The organism is Mycobacterium innocens, from assembly GCF_900566055.1.
In the GTDB taxonomy this organism is placed as follows: Bacteria; Actinomycetota; Actinomycetes; order Mycobacteriales; family Mycobacteriaceae; genus Mycobacterium; species Mycobacterium innocens.
On the sequence record NZ_UPHQ01000054.1, the window covers coordinates 14,135 to 28,386 of the forward strand.

14 protein-coding genes, 1 tRNA gene and 2 pseudogenes are annotated in these 14,252 nt (G+C 67.4%); 9 read left to right on the forward strand and 8 right to left on the reverse strand.

Annotation, left to right across the window (positions count from 1 at the left end; all coding sequences use genetic code 11):
* Positions 1-9: 9 nt before the first annotated feature.
* The 4 genes and pseudogenes from EET03_RS06745 to EET03_RS06760 form a co-directional block, all read right to left on the reverse strand.
* Positions 10-1,818 (reverse strand): sulfatase-like hydrolase/transferase, encoded by a 1,809-nt coding sequence (locus EET03_RS06745; protein ID WP_099194029.1) that lies wholly within the window; start codon positions 1,816-1,818, stop codon positions 10-12.
* Positions 1,811-2,287 carry an SRPBCC family protein gene (locus EET03_RS06750; protein ID WP_063472243.1) on the reverse strand — a complete coding sequence of 159 codons (477 nt, stop codon included), beginning with the start codon at positions 2,285-2,287 and terminating at the stop codon, positions 1,811-1,813. The genes EET03_RS06745 and EET03_RS06750 overlap by 8 nt, the downstream gene beginning before the upstream one ends.
* Before the next feature lie 52 nt (positions 2,288-2,339).
* Positions 2,340-3,530, reverse strand: coding sequence for a cytochrome P450 (locus tag EET03_RS06755; RefSeq protein ID WP_075544134.1), 1,191 nt, complete (start codon positions 3,528-3,530; stop codon positions 2,340-2,342).
* Positions 3,531-3,541: 11 nt separating this feature from the next.
* A pseudogene (locus tag EET03_RS06760) lies at positions 3,542-4,350 on the reverse strand (mycofactocin-coupled SDR family oxidoreductase).
* Between the two features lie 76 nt (positions 4,351-4,426).
* On the opposite strand from EET03_RS06760, the gene EET03_RS06765 reads away from it, so the two are divergent.
* Together EET03_RS06765 and EET03_RS06770 are read left to right on the forward strand one after the other, a co-directional pair.
* Positions 4,427-5,020: a TetR/AcrR family transcriptional regulator gene (locus tag EET03_RS06765; protein ID WP_099194339.1), complete on the forward strand. Its 594-nt coding sequence runs from the start codon at positions 4,427-4,429 to the stop codon at positions 5,018-5,020.
* A gap of 115 nt (positions 5,021-5,135) precedes the next feature.
* Positions 5,136-6,053 (forward strand): HpcH/HpaI aldolase/citrate lyase family protein, encoded by a 918-nt coding sequence (locus tag EET03_RS06770; protein ID WP_075544133.1) that lies wholly within the window; start codon positions 5,136-5,138, stop codon positions 6,051-6,053.
* Positions 6,054-6,116: 63 nt separating this feature from the next.
* On the opposite strand, the pseudogene EET03_RS06775 reads toward EET03_RS06770, so the two are convergent.
* A pseudogene (locus tag EET03_RS06775) lies at positions 6,117-6,986 on the reverse strand (DUF222 domain-containing protein); the annotation flags it as partial.
* Positions 6,987-7,141: 155 nt separating this feature from the next.
* Here EET03_RS06775 and EET03_RS06780 point away from each other — a divergent pair.
* The 4 genes from EET03_RS06780 to EET03_RS06795 are packed head-to-tail and all read left to right on the forward strand — an operon-like array spanning position 7,142 to position 9,423.
* Positions 7,142-7,519, forward strand: coding sequence for a DUF732 domain-containing protein (locus EET03_RS06780; RefSeq protein WP_167470599.1), 378 nt, complete (start codon positions 7,142-7,144; stop codon positions 7,517-7,519).
* Positions 7,520-7,523: 4 nt separating this feature from the next.
* Positions 7,524-7,880 carry a DUF488 domain-containing protein gene (locus EET03_RS06785; RefSeq protein ID WP_075544131.1) on the forward strand — a complete coding sequence of 119 codons (357 nt, stop codon included), beginning with the start codon at positions 7,524-7,526 and terminating at the stop codon, positions 7,878-7,880.
* 21 nt (positions 7,881-7,901) lie between these two features.
* Entirely contained in the window at positions 7,902-8,795 is an 894-nt protein-coding gene (locus EET03_RS06790; protein ID WP_075544130.1) for an LLM class F420-dependent oxidoreductase, read from the forward strand.
* 1 nt (position 8,796) lies between these two features.
* Positions 8,797-9,423, forward strand: coding sequence for a GNAT family N-acetyltransferase (locus EET03_RS06795; protein WP_075544129.1), 627 nt, complete (start codon positions 8,797-8,799; stop codon positions 9,421-9,423).
* A gap of 10 nt (positions 9,424-9,433) precedes the next feature.
* Here EET03_RS06795 and EET03_RS06800 read toward each other — a convergent pair whose 3' ends face one another.
* From EET03_RS06800 to crcB (EET03_RS06810), 3 genes are read right to left on the reverse strand one after another with little or no spacing between them, the layout of a single operon-like run.
* Entirely contained in the window at positions 9,434-10,546 is a 1,113-nt protein-coding gene (locus EET03_RS06800; RefSeq protein ID WP_075544128.1) for a DUF190 domain-containing protein, read from the reverse strand.
* Positions 10,543-10,911, reverse strand: a complete 369-nt coding sequence (gene crcB / locus EET03_RS06805) for a fluoride efflux transporter CrcB (protein ID WP_075544127.1) — start codon at positions 10,909-10,911, stop codon at positions 10,543-10,545. Before crcB (EET03_RS06805) ends, EET03_RS06800 begins: the two co-directional genes overlap by 4 nt.
* The gene (gene crcB / locus EET03_RS06810; RefSeq protein WP_075544126.1) at positions 10,908-11,306 is read right to left on the reverse strand and encodes a fluoride efflux transporter CrcB; all 399 of its coding nucleotides are present in this window, start codon (positions 11,304-11,306) and stop codon (positions 10,908-10,910) included. The genes crcB (EET03_RS06805) and crcB (EET03_RS06810) overlap by 4 nt, the downstream gene beginning before the upstream one ends.
* 91 nt (positions 11,307-11,397) lie before the next feature.
* Here crcB (EET03_RS06810) and pgm point away from each other — a divergent pair, with 91 nt between their 5' ends.
* The 3 genes from pgm to EET03_RS06825 form a co-directional block, all read left to right on the forward strand.
* Entirely contained in the window at positions 11,398-13,044 is a 1,647-nt protein-coding gene (gene pgm, locus EET03_RS06815; RefSeq protein WP_075544125.1) for a phosphoglucomutase (alpha-D-glucose-1,6-bisphosphate-dependent), read from the forward strand.
* 65 nt (positions 13,045-13,109) lie between these two features.
* A tRNA-Ala gene (locus EET03_RS06820) sits at positions 13,110-13,185 on the forward strand.
* A 268-nt stretch (positions 13,186-13,453) separates the two neighbouring features.
* The coding region (locus EET03_RS06825) for an ATP-binding protein (RefSeq protein WP_208649014.1) at positions 13,454-14,252 on the forward strand (799 nt) is incomplete at its 3' end.

The following is a 14,252-nucleotide window of genomic DNA, read 5'->3' on the forward strand; positions in this document are numbered from 1 at the left end:
GCCCGGGGGCTACCTGAATCGTCCGAGCGCTCGACGCAGCACGCCGCCGGACGGGTCGGCCGGCGGCTGACGCTTGGCATACGGCCACGGCTGATTGCGCTCCGGCACCGACAGGGCCCGTTGCTGCTTGAGCTGCATCCGCAGATGTTGGCGCAGCTCGTGTAGGGCGGGGTCGGTCCATCGGTTGTCGGCCTCGATGGGGTCGGTGGTCAGGTCGTAGAGCTCCCACTGGTCGTTGACCGGATCGGTGCGGTACGCCTCGCCGCCTATGCCGTTGCCGGCCAGGTGACGCACGCCCGGTTCGGTCCAGGTGGCCGGGTCGTCGAAGGTGCGTACCAGCTTCCACAGGTGCCCGTCGCCGCCGACGGCGTCGGAGTCGTCGACGCGCACGACGAGGCCCTCGAAGTTGGAGGCCACGTGCGCGGGCACCTTGATCAGCAGCGGCGCGGGCGGATTCACGGTTCGGCCCAGTTGCCGGGCAAACGCCGACGCGCCGGTGTCGCCTTCGAGCACGTTGTCACGCGTCATCACGTACACCGCCCGGGACTGATCGGCGGGTCCGCCGTCGACCACCGGCATCAGGTTGCGGCCGGGAAGGGGGTGCACTTCGGTGAACGACTCGGCGAGTTGTGCGGCCGCGACGTCGACGTCGACCCCCGCCGCGCCGAGCAGCGTGGGCACCAGGTCGACGTGCGATGTCGGCGCCGAAACGGTGCGCGCCGTGGTCGCGTTGGCGCCGATGCGGGCGATGACAAACGGCACCTGGGTGGCCTCGTCGTACAGGTTGAACCACTTCTGGTGCAGTCCGCCGTGAGCTCCCAGCAGGTCGCCGTGATCGGCGGTGCGCACCAGAACTGCATGGTCCGAGCCGCCCTCGGTGACCGCTCGGCGCACCCGGTCGATCGGTCCGTCGACCTCGGCGTGCAGCCGGTAGTAGAGGTCGCGGTAGCGCTGCGCGTTGCGTCCATAGTTGCGTTTGACCACCCGCGCCGGACCGTAGCCGGAGTAGTAGGCCTCCCGGAACGCGATCTGGGCAGCCGGTTTTGCCCGCAGATCTTCGTCGGCGGTGGGCGCGGGGGGCACCGGCGGCGGATCCAGCGGGGACGGCTTGAGCGGATTGCGTCGCACCCACGCCGGGAACAGCACGATGTCGTGCGGGTTGACGAAGCTGGCCACCAGCAGAAACGGGCGCAGCGCCGCGGCGTCACCGGCGCGTCGCCGTGCGTAGCGGTCATTGAGCCAGGCGACCACCCGATCGGCGATCAGCGGGTCGCGGCGCAGACCGCAGTCGGACATGCCGCCCCCGTGCGGTTCGGGACCCACCCAACCGGAGAAACCGTAGGGGCCCAGCGGGTCGGCGTCGAAGTAGCGCTGCACCGCGGCCGGGTCGACGACGCCGTCGTCGTCATTGGTGGCCAGGGATCCACCCGTCGCCGGGTCGTGCAGGTCGGCGTGCGAAATGTGCCACTTGCCGTCGTAGTGGGTGTCATAGCCGGCCGCGCGGAACCAGTTGCCCAGGGTCGGCACCTCGCCGGCGCGCAGCCAGCGCAGCCGCGAGTCGTCGAATCGTTTGCCGATGCCGTCGGTCTGGGTGACCCCGTGCAGGTCGGGGTAGTGACCGGTGAACATCGTGGGCCGGCTGGGCACGCAGGCCAGCGAGCCGGTGTAGTGCCGGGTGAAATTCACCCCGTGCTCGTCGAACCAGCGGCGCCCGGTCAGGGTGCGCTGCCGCCAGGCCAGGATGTCGGCCGACTCGTAGGGCGGTACCGCGCGCTCCTCGTCGGTCATCACGATGACGATGTCGGGGCGATCAGACATGCGTGTTCTCCAATCGGTGTGCCAGCCCGGCCAGCATCGCCTCGGACTGCTTGGCCAGGACGCGAAGCGCCACCCACTCCGCCATCCGCGCCGGCTTGCCGTCGCCGACCTCGACCGTGCTGGTCAGGCTCACCACTGTGGCAGCGCCCGCCGGGCCGCTGGGCCGAAGCGTCCAGCAGTTGGCGACCTTGCGTAACCGCGGCGGCAGGCCTTCGATGTCGTAGGCCAGCCTGGCGGGCGGCTCGAACTCGGTGATGCGTTCCACCAGCGCGTTGCTGCCCACTTGCACGCGGCGGGTGGTGCCCACCGGCCCGCCGCCCGGGCCGTGGTTCAACACACACGAATGGTCGACTCCGCCGGCCCACGAACTCAGGGCGCCGAAGTCGGCCAGGATGTCCCAAATCGCCTGCGGCTCGGCCGTTATGGTCCGGCTGCGACTGATGCCTGCCACTCCGCCATCCAACACCATCGCGGGCCGGGGTTTTCATGCGGTTGACGCAGACTCTGTTCGCGCGGCCTATTCACGGCAAGAGGATGCGCAGCCGCTCCCAGCCGCGAACCGTGGAGGTCGGCGCGAGCTTGAGGCTGTCGTAGTCGATGCCCCATTCGGGCCATCGGTTGAGCAATTCGTCGAGGGCGACCCTTCCTTCCAGCCGTGCCAGGTTCGCGCCGAGGCAGTAGTGCACGCCTTTGCCGAAGGTGAGGTGGGAGATGTTGTCGCGGTGGATGTCGAACGCGTCGGGATCACGGTAGCGCAACGGGTCTCGGTTGGCGGCGCCGAAGAGCAGCAGTACGGCGCTGTGGGCGGGCACCGTGGTGTCGTAGCACTCGAAGTCGCGGAGGGTGTAGCGCGCGACATGGGGACCGGTGGGCTCGTAGCGCAACGTCTCGTCGACCGTGCGGGTCAACAGCGAACGGTCCCGCTCGACTTCGCGGCGCTGGTCGGGATGCTCAGCGAGCACCTTGGCCAGCCAGCCGATCAGTCGTCCGGTGGTTTCGTTGCCGGCGCCGGCGACGACCTGGGTGTAATGCAGCACCTCGTTGCGGGTGAGCTTTCTGGTGACGCCGTTTTCGTCTTCGAACTCGACGTTGAGCAGCGCGGTCATCAGGTCGTCGGAGGGGTTCTTGGCGCGCCAGTCGACGTAGTCGGCGTAGATGCGGCCGTCGGCGATCGCGTCGGGATCGGCCACCTTCATCGGCGTACCGGGTTTGGTGCGCAGGCTGGCGTCGTTGGCGTCCCGGACACTGATCTGGTCGCCTTCGGGGATGCCCAGCAGCATGCCGATGACGCGCATCGGCATCATCGAGGCGAGTTCGGCGATGATGTCGAAGCCGTCGGAGCCGACTAGTGGATCGAGGCAGCGGACGCAGTAGCGCCGGATCTGGTCTTCGATCGCGGCCATCCGGCGCGGGGTGAAGACCCGCGACATCACGCCGCGCAGCATGGTGTGGACCGGCGGGTCCTCGAACATCATCACGCCGGGGGGCATGTCGAACTTGGACTGGATCAGTTCGAGGATGTCGCTTCGGCTGTTGGAGAACGTCTCCCAATCCGACAGCGCCTTCTCGACGTCGGCGTGCCGCGACAGTGCCCAGAAGTTGTAGCGCTCGTTGTAATAGATCGGCGCCTCGTCGCGCAGGCGGGCGTAGGTGGGGTAGGGGTCGGCGGCGATGTTGACGTCGTAGGGGTCGTAGTAGAGCTTGGTTCTCATGTGCCGGTCCTTTACTTGAGGCAGCTGCCGGCGTGGACGGGCAGCGCGACGCCGGTGATGTCGCGCGATTCGTCAGACGCCAGGAACAGGACCGCGTTGCTGATGTCCTCGGCCGTCACCCACGGAATCGGCAGGATATGGAAGGTCCGGCAGATCGGGGCAAAGTCGTCGCGGCCCGGATTTTCCAAGTCGGGGCGGAACAGGCGGAAAGTGTTGTCGTTGATCAGCAATGGCGTGTTCACGTGTGTCGGGTGTACCGAACTGACGCGGATGTTGCGCGGACCCAGCTCGACGGCCAAGGACCGCATCAGCCCGACGATCCCGTGTTTGGCCGCCACGTAGTGCCCGGTGTGGGGATATGCCTTGAGCCCGGCGACCGAACTGGTCAAGACGATTGATGCGCCCGAATCTAGATGGGGCACTGCGGCTTTCACCGACTTCCAGACGCCGCTGAGGTTGACGTCGATCATTTGCTGCCACACGTCTTCGTCGATGCGGTCCAGCCGGACTCCCACGGTGTCGACGCCGGCGTTGGCGACGATGTCCAGGCGGCCGAGTTGCTCGACCCCGCCGTCGACGGCGGTCCTGGAGCGAGTCGTAATCGCGGACGTCGACTTCGGCGGTGACGATCCGCCGGTCCAGAGCCTTGACGAGGTTGGCCGTCTCCGCGAGGTCTTCGGATGTCGGGGGTGGTGCCGCCGATTTCTGCGACCGTGATGATGTCGGCGATTTCCTGCGCGAGCCGCACGGCGTGACTGCGGCCCTGGCCGCGGGCCGTGCCGGTGACAACCGCGACCTTGTCGGCGACTCGGCCGGCCATCGCTCCTCCTCGTTGAGTAACGTTGTTACACCCGGTACGGTAACGATGTTACCGAGCGAGGGCAAGGGTGGTGTTGGTGACCGGCGACCCGGAGCGCCCGCACGACCGCAGCCTCGATCCCATCCTGGAAGTGGTCGTCGACATCCTGGAGACCGGAGGCTACGACGCCGTCCAGCTGCGGGAGGTGGCCCGCCGTGCGCGGACCTCACTGGCCACCATCTACAAGCGTTATCCAACCCGAGACGCGCTGATCCTGGCGGCGCTCGAGCGCTGGATGGACGAGAACCGCTACGCCGGTTTGGCCACGCAGCAATCCGGCCCGGACGAATCCATCTACGACGGCCTGATGCGCGTGTTTCGGACGATTTTCGAACCCTGGGAGCGTCACCCGGACATGCTGCGGGCCTATTACCGTGCGCGGTCCGCCCCCGGTGGTCAGCGGCTGGTGAGCCGAGGTCTGGACGCCGTCGTTCCCGCCGCGATGGCCGTGCTCGGCGAGGCCGACCCCGACCTCGTCGCAGACCTGCCCCCGATCGTGTCCAACCTGGCCTACGGCCTGGTGGCGCGATTCACCGCCGGCGAAATCGCCATCACCGAGATCTTGCCGACTCTGGACCGCGCGCTGTTCCGGCTGACCGCGGGCCACGAACGTCGCGGTTCGCGCCGCTGAAGCGGATCAGCCCGACCGCTCGTTTCGCGATGAGGCTACGGTTTAGGGAGGTTTAAGGAGGTTTAGGGAACCGCGCTACACACCCACGGAAATGATGATGACCACTGAACACGCAATGTACGACCAGGTCGACGGCGCCGCTACGGATCCCGATGACATCGGTTCACGCATCGATCCCGTTCTCGCCCGCAGCTGGCTGTTGGTCAACGGCGCGCACGCCGAGCGATTCCAGTCCGCGGCGCACTCTCGTGCCGACATCGTCGTCCTCGACATCGAGGATGCCGTGGCGCCCAAAGACAAGCCGACCGCCCGCGACAATGTGGTGCGGTGGCTGGGCGCAGGAAACGGCGACTGGGTTCGGATCAACGGCTTCGGCACCCCGTGGTGGGCCGACGACATAGCCGCGCTGGCCGGCACGTCGATCGGCGGCGTGATGCTGGCGATGGTGGAATCGGTGGACCACGTCACCGAGACCGCGCTGCGACTGCCGAACGTGCCGATCGTGGCGCTGGTCGAAACGGCCCGGGGCCTGGAGCGCATCACCGAGATCGCCGCGGCAAAAGGCACCTTCCGGCTGGCCTTCGGCATCGGTGATTTCCGTCGCGACACCGGGTTCGGCGAAGAGCCGACCACCCTGGCCTACGCCCGGTCACGGTTCACCATCGCCGCCAAGGCCGCCAACCTGCCCAGTGCCATCGACGGGCCGACCATCGGTACCAACCCGCTCAAGCTCATCGAGGCGACGGCGGTCTCCGTCGAATTCGGCATGACCGGCAAGATCTGCCTGTCGCCCGAACAATGCGCCGTGGTAAACGAGGGATTATCCCCGTCGCAAGACGAAATCGGCTGGGCCAAAGAGTTTTTCGCCGAGTTCCAGCGTGACGGCGGAGAGATCCGCAACGGCTCCGACCTGCCGCGCATTGCGCGGGCCACCAAGATCCTCGACCTGGCCCGCGCCTACGGCATCGAAGTCTCGGAGTTCGAGGACGAGCGGGTTCACATGCCCGCCCCGACGGACACCTACCACTACTAGGCGGCGTGCCGAGCGAGCGCGATGCCGATGCGGACCTCGACGTCGCTGACCGGTGATCGGCGGTATCCGCGGTGGGGCCCCTCGCGAGTGTGTGTCACCGACGGTGTCGGCGACCATCGCGCGGGCCACAGCCGCGGGGATGGGGCGATAGCCGCAGACATCCGCCGGTGCGCTGTCAGCGCCGAGCAGCGTCTCGTCGGACAGGACCAGGTTGACCGCGATCGGGGTCGGGACCGTCGCGGGCCGGCCGGTGACCCGCTCGACCCGGGTGTCTGCCATGACCTGTCCGCGTGGGCGCCCGTCGCAGCAAGCGTCAGCTTCCCGGCGCAGCGCCGCATACACCGACACGCCCTGGGCTACCGGGAGCAGCGCGGTCACATACGACATGGTGTCGGGTGCGGGTCGGATGGTGACCGTGCGTTCCTCGGCGGCCTTGGCCGCCCGGTCGACGACGGCATGCGGGTCCAGCCGGTAGGCGATCGCCTTGGCGGCCGCGGCCACCCGCGCATCGCCCAGCCCATCGAGGTTCGCCGGGTCGCCACACAACTCGGCGTCCAGCGTGCGCCGATCCGCCACGTCCAGACAGGCGCTTTCCCGCACGATCAGGGTGGCCCGCCATTCCGACAGGGCTCCGGATTCCAGCGCGGCGAGCGTGTGCGGCATCTCGTACACCAGAGCCTTCGCAAAGCCGAGATGCCGCGCGCCGCGGGCCGGTGAGTCTCGTCGCGCCAGCGCGACCTCGTTGGCGACGCCACGTCCGCGCCGATCGGCGGGCATGCCGGCGGCAGCTTCGGCGGCCCGGCGTGCCGTGTCCAGGGCGGCCGCCGCTCGGGCCTGGCCCGCAGCGGCCGCCGATTTGACTCTCTCCAGCTCGGCGATGCGCTCGATCAAGGTCGCTTGGTCAGCGCGGGGGTCGATCATTGTGTCGAACATGTGTTCGATACTAACACGGCCCACTGACATTGATGACGTTCGCCCGAACGTGATCGACATCGAGACGCCGCAGCCGCCCCGAACTGGGAAGTTCCGGCATAGCGTTGGTTCTGCTGACATCGGTGCTGATGACGCTCATCGGGAGGCTGATCATGATGCCTGCACAAGCGTTTGCGGTACCGCTGGTGGGCCTGGCTGTGCTGACCTGCCCGGTGACCCGCGCGGTGGCCTTCCGGGTGGCCTTCCCGGTGGCCCAAGCCGATCCGCTGAGCACCGAGGATTCCTACTACATCAAGTGGCTCTCCGAGAACGGGGTCAACTACCAGGGCCGGGTCTCGCTGCAGACGATGATCGCCGAGGCCCACACCACCTGCGCGATGCTCGACCAGAGCCCCACCCCGCAGACGTACCAGGCGACGGTCAACAGACTCGTCGGCGGCCCCGGCAACTTCACTCAGCAGGAGGCGAAGTCGACCGTGCTCGCTGCCGTCAACAGCTACTGCAGCCAGCACACCAATCTGCTGTATCACTGACGCCATGGGCGCCAAGCGCCAGATCCGAGTGACGCGGATCTACGAGGAGCCCGGTCCCGACGACGGCCAACGCATCCTGGTCGACGGCATCTGGCCGCGGGGAATCCGCAAAGACGACCCGCGAGTGGGTATCTGGCGAAAGGACGTCGCCCCGTCGAAGGAACTGCGACAGTGGTACCACCACCGGCGGGAGCGGTTCGACGAATTCGAGGCGCGCTACGAAGCGGAACTGGCCAGCAGCTCAGCACTGGCCGAACTGCGGGACCTCGCCGAGAGCGGGCCCCTCACCCTGGTCACCGCCACGCGCGAAATCGACGGCAGTCATGCGGCTGTCCTGGCGAAGCTGCTCAAGAGTCGCTGACCGGCATGAGACGATCGTCGGATGCGGCTGGGATTGCATGCGCTGGGGATCGGTTCCGGCGCCGACCGGACGGTGATTGACGCCGTCGCATCCGCGGCGGACAACGCCGGTTTCGCCACCCTGTGGGCCGGCGAACACGTCGTGATGGTGGACCGGCCCGCGTCCCGGTATCCCTATTCCGACGACGGCGTGATAGCGGTTCCGGCCCAGGCGGATTGGCTGGACCCGATGATCGCGCTGGCGTTCGCCGCCGCCGCCTCGTCGCGGATCGCGGTCGCGACCGGTGTGCTGCTGCTGCCCGAACACAACCCGGTCGTGGTGGCCAAGCAGGCGGCGAGCCTGGATCGGCTGAGCGGCGGACGACTGGTACTCGGCGTCGGCGTCGGATGGTCCAGGGAGGAGTTCGAAGCGCTCGGGGTGCCGTTCGAGCGTCGCGCGGCGCGCACCGCCGAATACGTCACCGCGATGCGCGCGTTGTGGCGCGACGATGTGGCGTCGTTCAGCGGAGACTTCGTCGCGTTCGACTGCGTCCGGGTCAATCCCAAGCCGACTCGTGAGCGCCGCATCCCGATCGTGGTCGGGGGCAATAGCGATGCGGCGATGCGACGAGTCGCGGCCTGGGCGGACGGCTGGTACGGGTTCAACCTCGACGGCGTTGACGCGGTGCGCGAACGGGTCGGCAGGCTCGAGCAGCTGTGCGCCCAGGCGGGTCGCGACCGTGGTGAGCTGTCACTGGCCGTGGCGCTGCGCAGCCCCCGGGTCGGCGACGTCGAGACCCTGGCCGAACTGGGCGTCGACGAGCTGGTGCTGGTCCAGGCGCCGCCGGCGAATGCCGGCGCGGTAGCCGGATGGGTTTCGGCGCTGGCCGACAAATGGCTGTCCGCAACGGGTGCGGTGGGTAGGCTTGCTGGTTGACATGAGCGAAGCCGACGCGCCTTTCCCGCGCCAACTGACCGATCTCACCGACGAGGTCCGTAACGTCCCACCGCCGCCCACGCCGGCGGTGCCCTCGCCGTACGCGTTCCGGCTGGCCGATCCGGATACCGACGCGGAGATGATCGCCGAGTGGATGAGCAGGCCGCACTTGGCCAGAGCGTGGGAACGCGTGTGGCCGGCGTCGCGATGGCAGCGGTATCTGCGGGCACAGCTCGACGGCAACTACTCGCGGCCGTTCGTCGGAAGCCTGGACGGCCAATATCACGGCTACCTCGAATTATACTGGGCTGCAAAGGATTTGATCTCGACTCTGTATGAGGCCGATCCCTATGATCTGGGGATCCACGCCGCCACCGCAGATCCGAATATCATCACCCTGGGCGTCGCCCAGCTCCTGTTGCCGCACTTCGTGGCCAGCGTGCTCAATGCCGAACCACAGTGTCGCCGAATCATTTTCGACCCGGACTATCGCAGCAAAGGGATACGCCATTTCTGTGAGAACGGTGGCTGCGTCTTCCTCGGCGAACACGAGCTGGCGAACCGGCGGGTAGCGCTCTACGTGCTGCCGCGGACCCTTGACGACGTGCCCGCCCTTCGGAAGCAGTGACGGTCGACCGTCAGTAGTTGTACTGTGCCAGCGGCGTTTCGGGCGCTCTGGGCGGCCCCGGCGGTCCCGACGACCCCGTCAAGGACACCGCCGCCGGGACCATCTCGCTGGTGACCAGCCCGTGGCGGGTAGTCAGCTCGTCGACGATATCGAAGCTGCGCGCGATAGCCTCCGGCGTATCGACGATGATGGTGGTGACCGGCACTCTACGAGCGAGCTGGAAAAGCTTGTCCCCGTGCGGTTTATGATCGCCGTGGAAGCCCCAGACACCACGCAGGGCAGTCGCGCCCCGGGCCGTCTGCGACTGCATCAGCCGGTACACCAGCGCGCGATGGATCGGCAGGCCCTCATGATGGGTCGCCTCGGCGGTGTGCACCATCAGCTTCTGCCACAGGTTTCGTCCCTGATCGTCGGTCGGCGGCAGCTGTTGCGGGCGGGCCAACAGCTCGCCGTCGCGTTTGCACAGCCGTACCCGTTCGATGGTCAGCAGTGGGTTGGGCAGTAGGCCGGCGAGGTCGGTGGCGGCGGCCGACACTTGCGGAACCGAACCGATAGCGATGATCATCAACGGAACATTGACGTTGCGGCCGAAGAAGCGCGCCCGGAAGCGTTCGCCGTATGCCGTGCCGTCGACACCGAGAAGCACTGTGGCACCGGCGAATCCGTGCCGATACAGTAGTTCGCAGACAGCGTAGCCGGCGGCGGTCCCGCCGACCCGCACCTGACGGCCGACGTAGACGGTGAGCTTGGCGGCATCCCCGTTTCGGCCTTCCATCTCGCCCAGCGCCTCGGCGCCGCTGTGTCGCGTGACCAGTCGGGCGCGTTCCAGCGTCACCAATCCGCGGTCGGTCATCGCCGTCACATCGTCGACCAGACCGCGGATCTTCGACGCGACGTCGACGGCGACAATGGTGACCGGAGGATCCTCGGACAAGCTCAGCGTCCGGTCGCAGCGCAGCTGGTGTTTGGGTCCGAAGCCCGTGGTACCGCGCATCAAAACGCTCGTCGCGACGCCGTTCTCGCCGAACAGATCCAGCATCGCGTCGGCCAGAAACCGTTTGGTGTCGACCGCGCGTTGTCGCTCGCCGAAGTAAGCGGTCAACTTCAGGCTTTGCTCACTCATATCTGCTCCGCGATCCATTGGCCCAGCAGCGCCGCCGCCAGTCCGAGTATGACGCTGACGGTGATATTGGCCAATGCCGCACGCAGCTGGCGGTCCTCGCTGAGCCGCTGGGTTTCCAGCATCCAGGTGGAGAAGGTGGTGTAGGCGCCGACGAACGCCGTTCCCGCCAGCAGCGCAACATCTTTGGGTAGCGTCAGGCCGCCGAGGAACCCCAGCAGCGCGGCACCGCTGAGGTTCACCGCCAGCGTGCCGTAGGGAAATGCCCGCGCCGTCCGGCGCGCGACGGCGCGATCGACCAGGAAACGCGACACCGACCCGATCCCGCCGATGACCATGACGCCCAGCCAGACGGCAACCGAGATCATCCGCGCACCCGCACCCGGCGCACCAAGACCGTGGCGAGCTGCACCGCCAGCAATCCGAGCACGATGCTGACGACGGTGTAGGCGAAGGCCAGCACCCAATGGCCGTGCTCGAGCATCCTGACCGTCTCGACCTGCATGGTCGAGAAAGTGGTGAGGCCACCGCATAATCCGGTGCCCAGCAGCGGGCGCCGATAACTGGACAACGGCAGCCGCTCCAGCAGCCGGGTGGTGAAGTAGCCCACCAGGAAAGCACCGACGATGTTGACGGTGAACGTCGGCCATGGCCACCGGGCCGGGTCGGGGACCGCGAGGGTGGCCAGTGCCGCACGTGCCAGCGCGCCCAGCGCTCCGCCAGCGAAGATCGCGGCCAACTCCCGGTAGTCGTGGCGTGCCACTGGTCGTGTCCTTCCGGTGTGCCAAGGGTGCGCTTCGCAGCGTAAAGCCTGGCCGATGGCGGCGAAGGTGCCAATGGGCAGAATTGGTGCCATGGTGGCCCACCCGCGAGCCGGTCAGCCGGCCCAGCCCGAAGACCTCGTCGATCTACCGCACCTGGTGACGGCGTACTACTCGATCCAACCCGACCCCCACGACGTCGCACAGCAGGTGGTGTTCGGCACCTCGGGACACCGCGGCTCGGCGCTCGACGGCGCCTTCAACGAGGCGCACATTCTGGCGATCACCCAGGCCATCGTGGAGTTCCGCGCGCAGCAGGGCACCACCGGGCCGCTGTTCATCGGCCGTGACCCGCACGGACTTTCCGAACCGGCCTGGGTGTCGGCGCTGGAGGTGCTGGCCGCCAACGACGTGCTGGCGGTGGTGGACAGCCGCGACCGCTACACGCCGACACCGGCCATCAGCCACGCCATCGTGACCTACAACCGGGGCCGCACCACGGCATTGGCCGACGGCATCGTCGTGACGCCGTCGCACAACCCGCCGCCCGACGGTGGCTTCAAGTACAACCCGCCCCACGGCGGCCCGGCCGACAGCGCCGCGACCAACGCAATCGCCAAGCGCGCCAACGAGATTCTGCGTGACGGCGTCTCGGCGGTGCAGCGGGTGCCGGTCGCGCGGGCGCTGCGCGCCGCCCAGCGCCACGACTACCTGGGCTCCTATGTCGACGACTTGCCCAATGTGGTCGATATCGCCGCGATCCGCGAGGCCGGCGTCCGCATCGGCGCCGACCCGCTGGGCGGGGCCAGCGTGGACTACTGGGCCGAGATCGCCGACCGCCACCGGCTAGATCTGACCGTGGTCAATCCGCTCGTCGATGCGACGTGGCGGTTCATGACGCTGGACCATGACGGCAAGATCCGGATGGACTGCAGCTCCCCGGACGCGATGGCAGGGCTCCTCCGAACGATGGTTGCCGACCCGGACCGCTACCAGATCGCCACCGGCAACGACGCCGACGCCGACCGGCACGGCATCGTCACCCCCGACGCAGGGCTGCTCAATCCCAACCACTACCTGGCCGTGGCGATCGACTATCTCTACACCCACCGACCGTCGTGGCCGGCGGGCATTGCCGTCGGCAAGACCGCGGTCAGCTCGTCGATCATCGACCGGGTGGTCGCCGGGCTCGGCCGTCGACTCGTCGAAGTGCCCGTCGGGTTCAAATGGTTCGTCGACGGCCTGATCGGCGGCACCATCGGATTCGGTGGCGAGGAGTCGGCCGGGGCGTCGTTTCTGCGCCGGGACGGCTCGGTGTGGACCACCGACAAGGACGGCATCATCATGGCTTTGCTGGCCGCCGAGATCCTGGCCGTCACCGGCGTGACGCCGTCGCAGCGGTACCAGGCGTTGACCTCCGAGTATGGTGCGCCGACGTACGCCCGGGTCGACGCGCCCGCCGATCGGAAGCAGAAAGCGCGCCTGGCCAAGCTGTCGGCCGACCGGGTGAGCGCCACCGAGTTGGCGGGGGAGCCGATCACCGCCAAGCTGACCGACGCTCCCGGCAACGGCGCACCGCTGGGTGGCCTCAAGGTGACGACGGCCAATGCGTGGTTTGCTGCGCGGCCGTCGGGCACCGAGGACGTCTACAAGATCTATGCCGAGTCCTTCCGCGGGCCCGAGCACCTGGCCGAGGTGCAGCAGACCGCGCGCGAGGTCGTCAACCAGGTCCTCGGGTAGCTGTCGTGGCCTGCGACTTTGAACCCTTCTCGGCGGTGGTGTAGCTTCGATGGGCACGGCATCTCGGGGCTATGGCGCAGCTGGTAGCGCACCACACTGGCAGTGTGGGGGTCAGGGGTTCGAGTCCCCTTAGCTCCACCAGTTATTAATCCATCCTGAACGCGCCTTACTCTTCGCTACGAAGTTAGCTGTACGGGTCGTCTGGGTCGATTTTTTGGCGACAACGAGCGGTTAGGGTGTCGCCGCGTTCAGACATGGGGACATGGTCCGGTTTCCTGGCAGGATCACTTCGCGGATTTTGATGTATCGCCCGCGGTTGCCGGAACGGGCGAATCTAGACTGTCGAAAACGGCGAGGATTAACTGTCGAAACCAGCGAGTAAGAGTTGTCGGAAACGTAGACTGGCGTCATGTTCGACTATCGCGCACGCGTCCTCGACGCCGAGCTGTCCGAGCGGCTGACCTCGATCGGTGCTGTTCTCATCGATGGGCCGAAGGGCTGCGGGAAGACGGAAACCGCCCTCCAGCAGGCGAAGAGTTCAGTCCGCTTCGACACCGACCCGAACGCGCGGGCGCTCCTGGGACTCAACCCGGACGAGCTGTTCGACCAGGAAACGCCGATTCTTTTCGATGAATGGCAGCGCGCGCCGGAGATATGGGACCAGGTGCGGCGGCATGTCGATGATCTTCGCCGTCGTGGCCTGTACATCCTGACCGGATCGGCGACTCCGAGATATGAGCGCGAATTGCACTCCGGCGCGGGTCGGATCGGCACGCTGCGGATGCGGCCGATGAGCCTATTCGAATCCGGGCACTCGACGGGTGAGGTTTCGCTGGCTGCTCTGCTGCAGGGCGAAGACCAGCAAGCGAAGCGAACCGCGATGACGGTCCCTGGCCTCATGGAGCGGATCGTCATCGGCGGCTGGCCGGCGTTGCTCGATCAGTCCGAGCGCAGTGCCCGGGGGTGGCTTGCCGACTACCTTGCCCAGATCGTCGACATCGACATTCCTGAGCTCGGCACCGGCAAGCGCACTCCGGACCGACTTCGCCGTGCACTCGCGTCGCTCGGGCGATCCGTCGGGACGGCGATCAAAGTCACCGCACTAGGCGCAGACATCGCCGGTGACGATCAGCGGGCTCCGGCAAAGGAGACGGTGAACTCCTACCTCGACGCGCTTGATCGTCTCAAGCTGACCGAGAACTCGCCGG

Coding starts and splice junctions, on each gene's coding strand:
- EET03_RS06745 (WP_099194029.1), bottom strand. CDS start 1,818: ATGTCTGATCGCCCCGACATCGTCATCGTGATGACCGACGAGGAGCGC.
- EET03_RS06750 (WP_063472243.1), bottom strand. CDS start 2,287: ATGGTGTTGGATGGCGGAGTGGCAGGCATCAGTCGCAGCCGGACCATA.
- EET03_RS06755 (WP_075544134.1), bottom strand. CDS start 3,530: ATGAGAACCAAGCTCTACTACGACCCCTACGACGTCAACATCGCCGCC.
- EET03_RS06770 (WP_075544133.1), top strand. CDS start 5,136: ATGTACGACCAGGTCGACGGCGCCGCTACGGATCCCGATGACATCGGT.
- EET03_RS06780 (WP_167470599.1), top strand. CDS start 7,142: ATGCCTGCACAAGCGTTTGCGGTACCGCTGGTGGGCCTGGCTGTGCTG.
- EET03_RS06785 (WP_075544131.1), top strand. CDS start 7,524: ATGGGCGCCAAGCGCCAGATCCGAGTGACGCGGATCTACGAGGAGCCC.
- EET03_RS06790 (WP_075544130.1), top strand. CDS start 7,902: ATGCGGCTGGGATTGCATGCGCTGGGGATCGGTTCCGGCGCCGACCGG.
- EET03_RS06795 (WP_075544129.1), top strand. CDS start 8,797: ATGAGCGAAGCCGACGCGCCTTTCCCGCGCCAACTGACCGATCTCACC.
- EET03_RS06800 (WP_075544128.1), bottom strand. CDS start 10,546: ATGAGTGAGCAAAGCCTGAAGTTGACCGCTTACTTCGGCGAGCGACAA.
- crcB (WP_075544127.1), bottom strand. CDS start 10,911: ATGATCTCGGTTGCCGTCTGGCTGGGCGTCATGGTCATCGGCGGGATC.
- pgm (WP_075544125.1), top strand. CDS start 11,398: ATGGTGGCCCACCCGCGAGCCGGTCAGCCGGCCCAGCCCGAAGACCTC.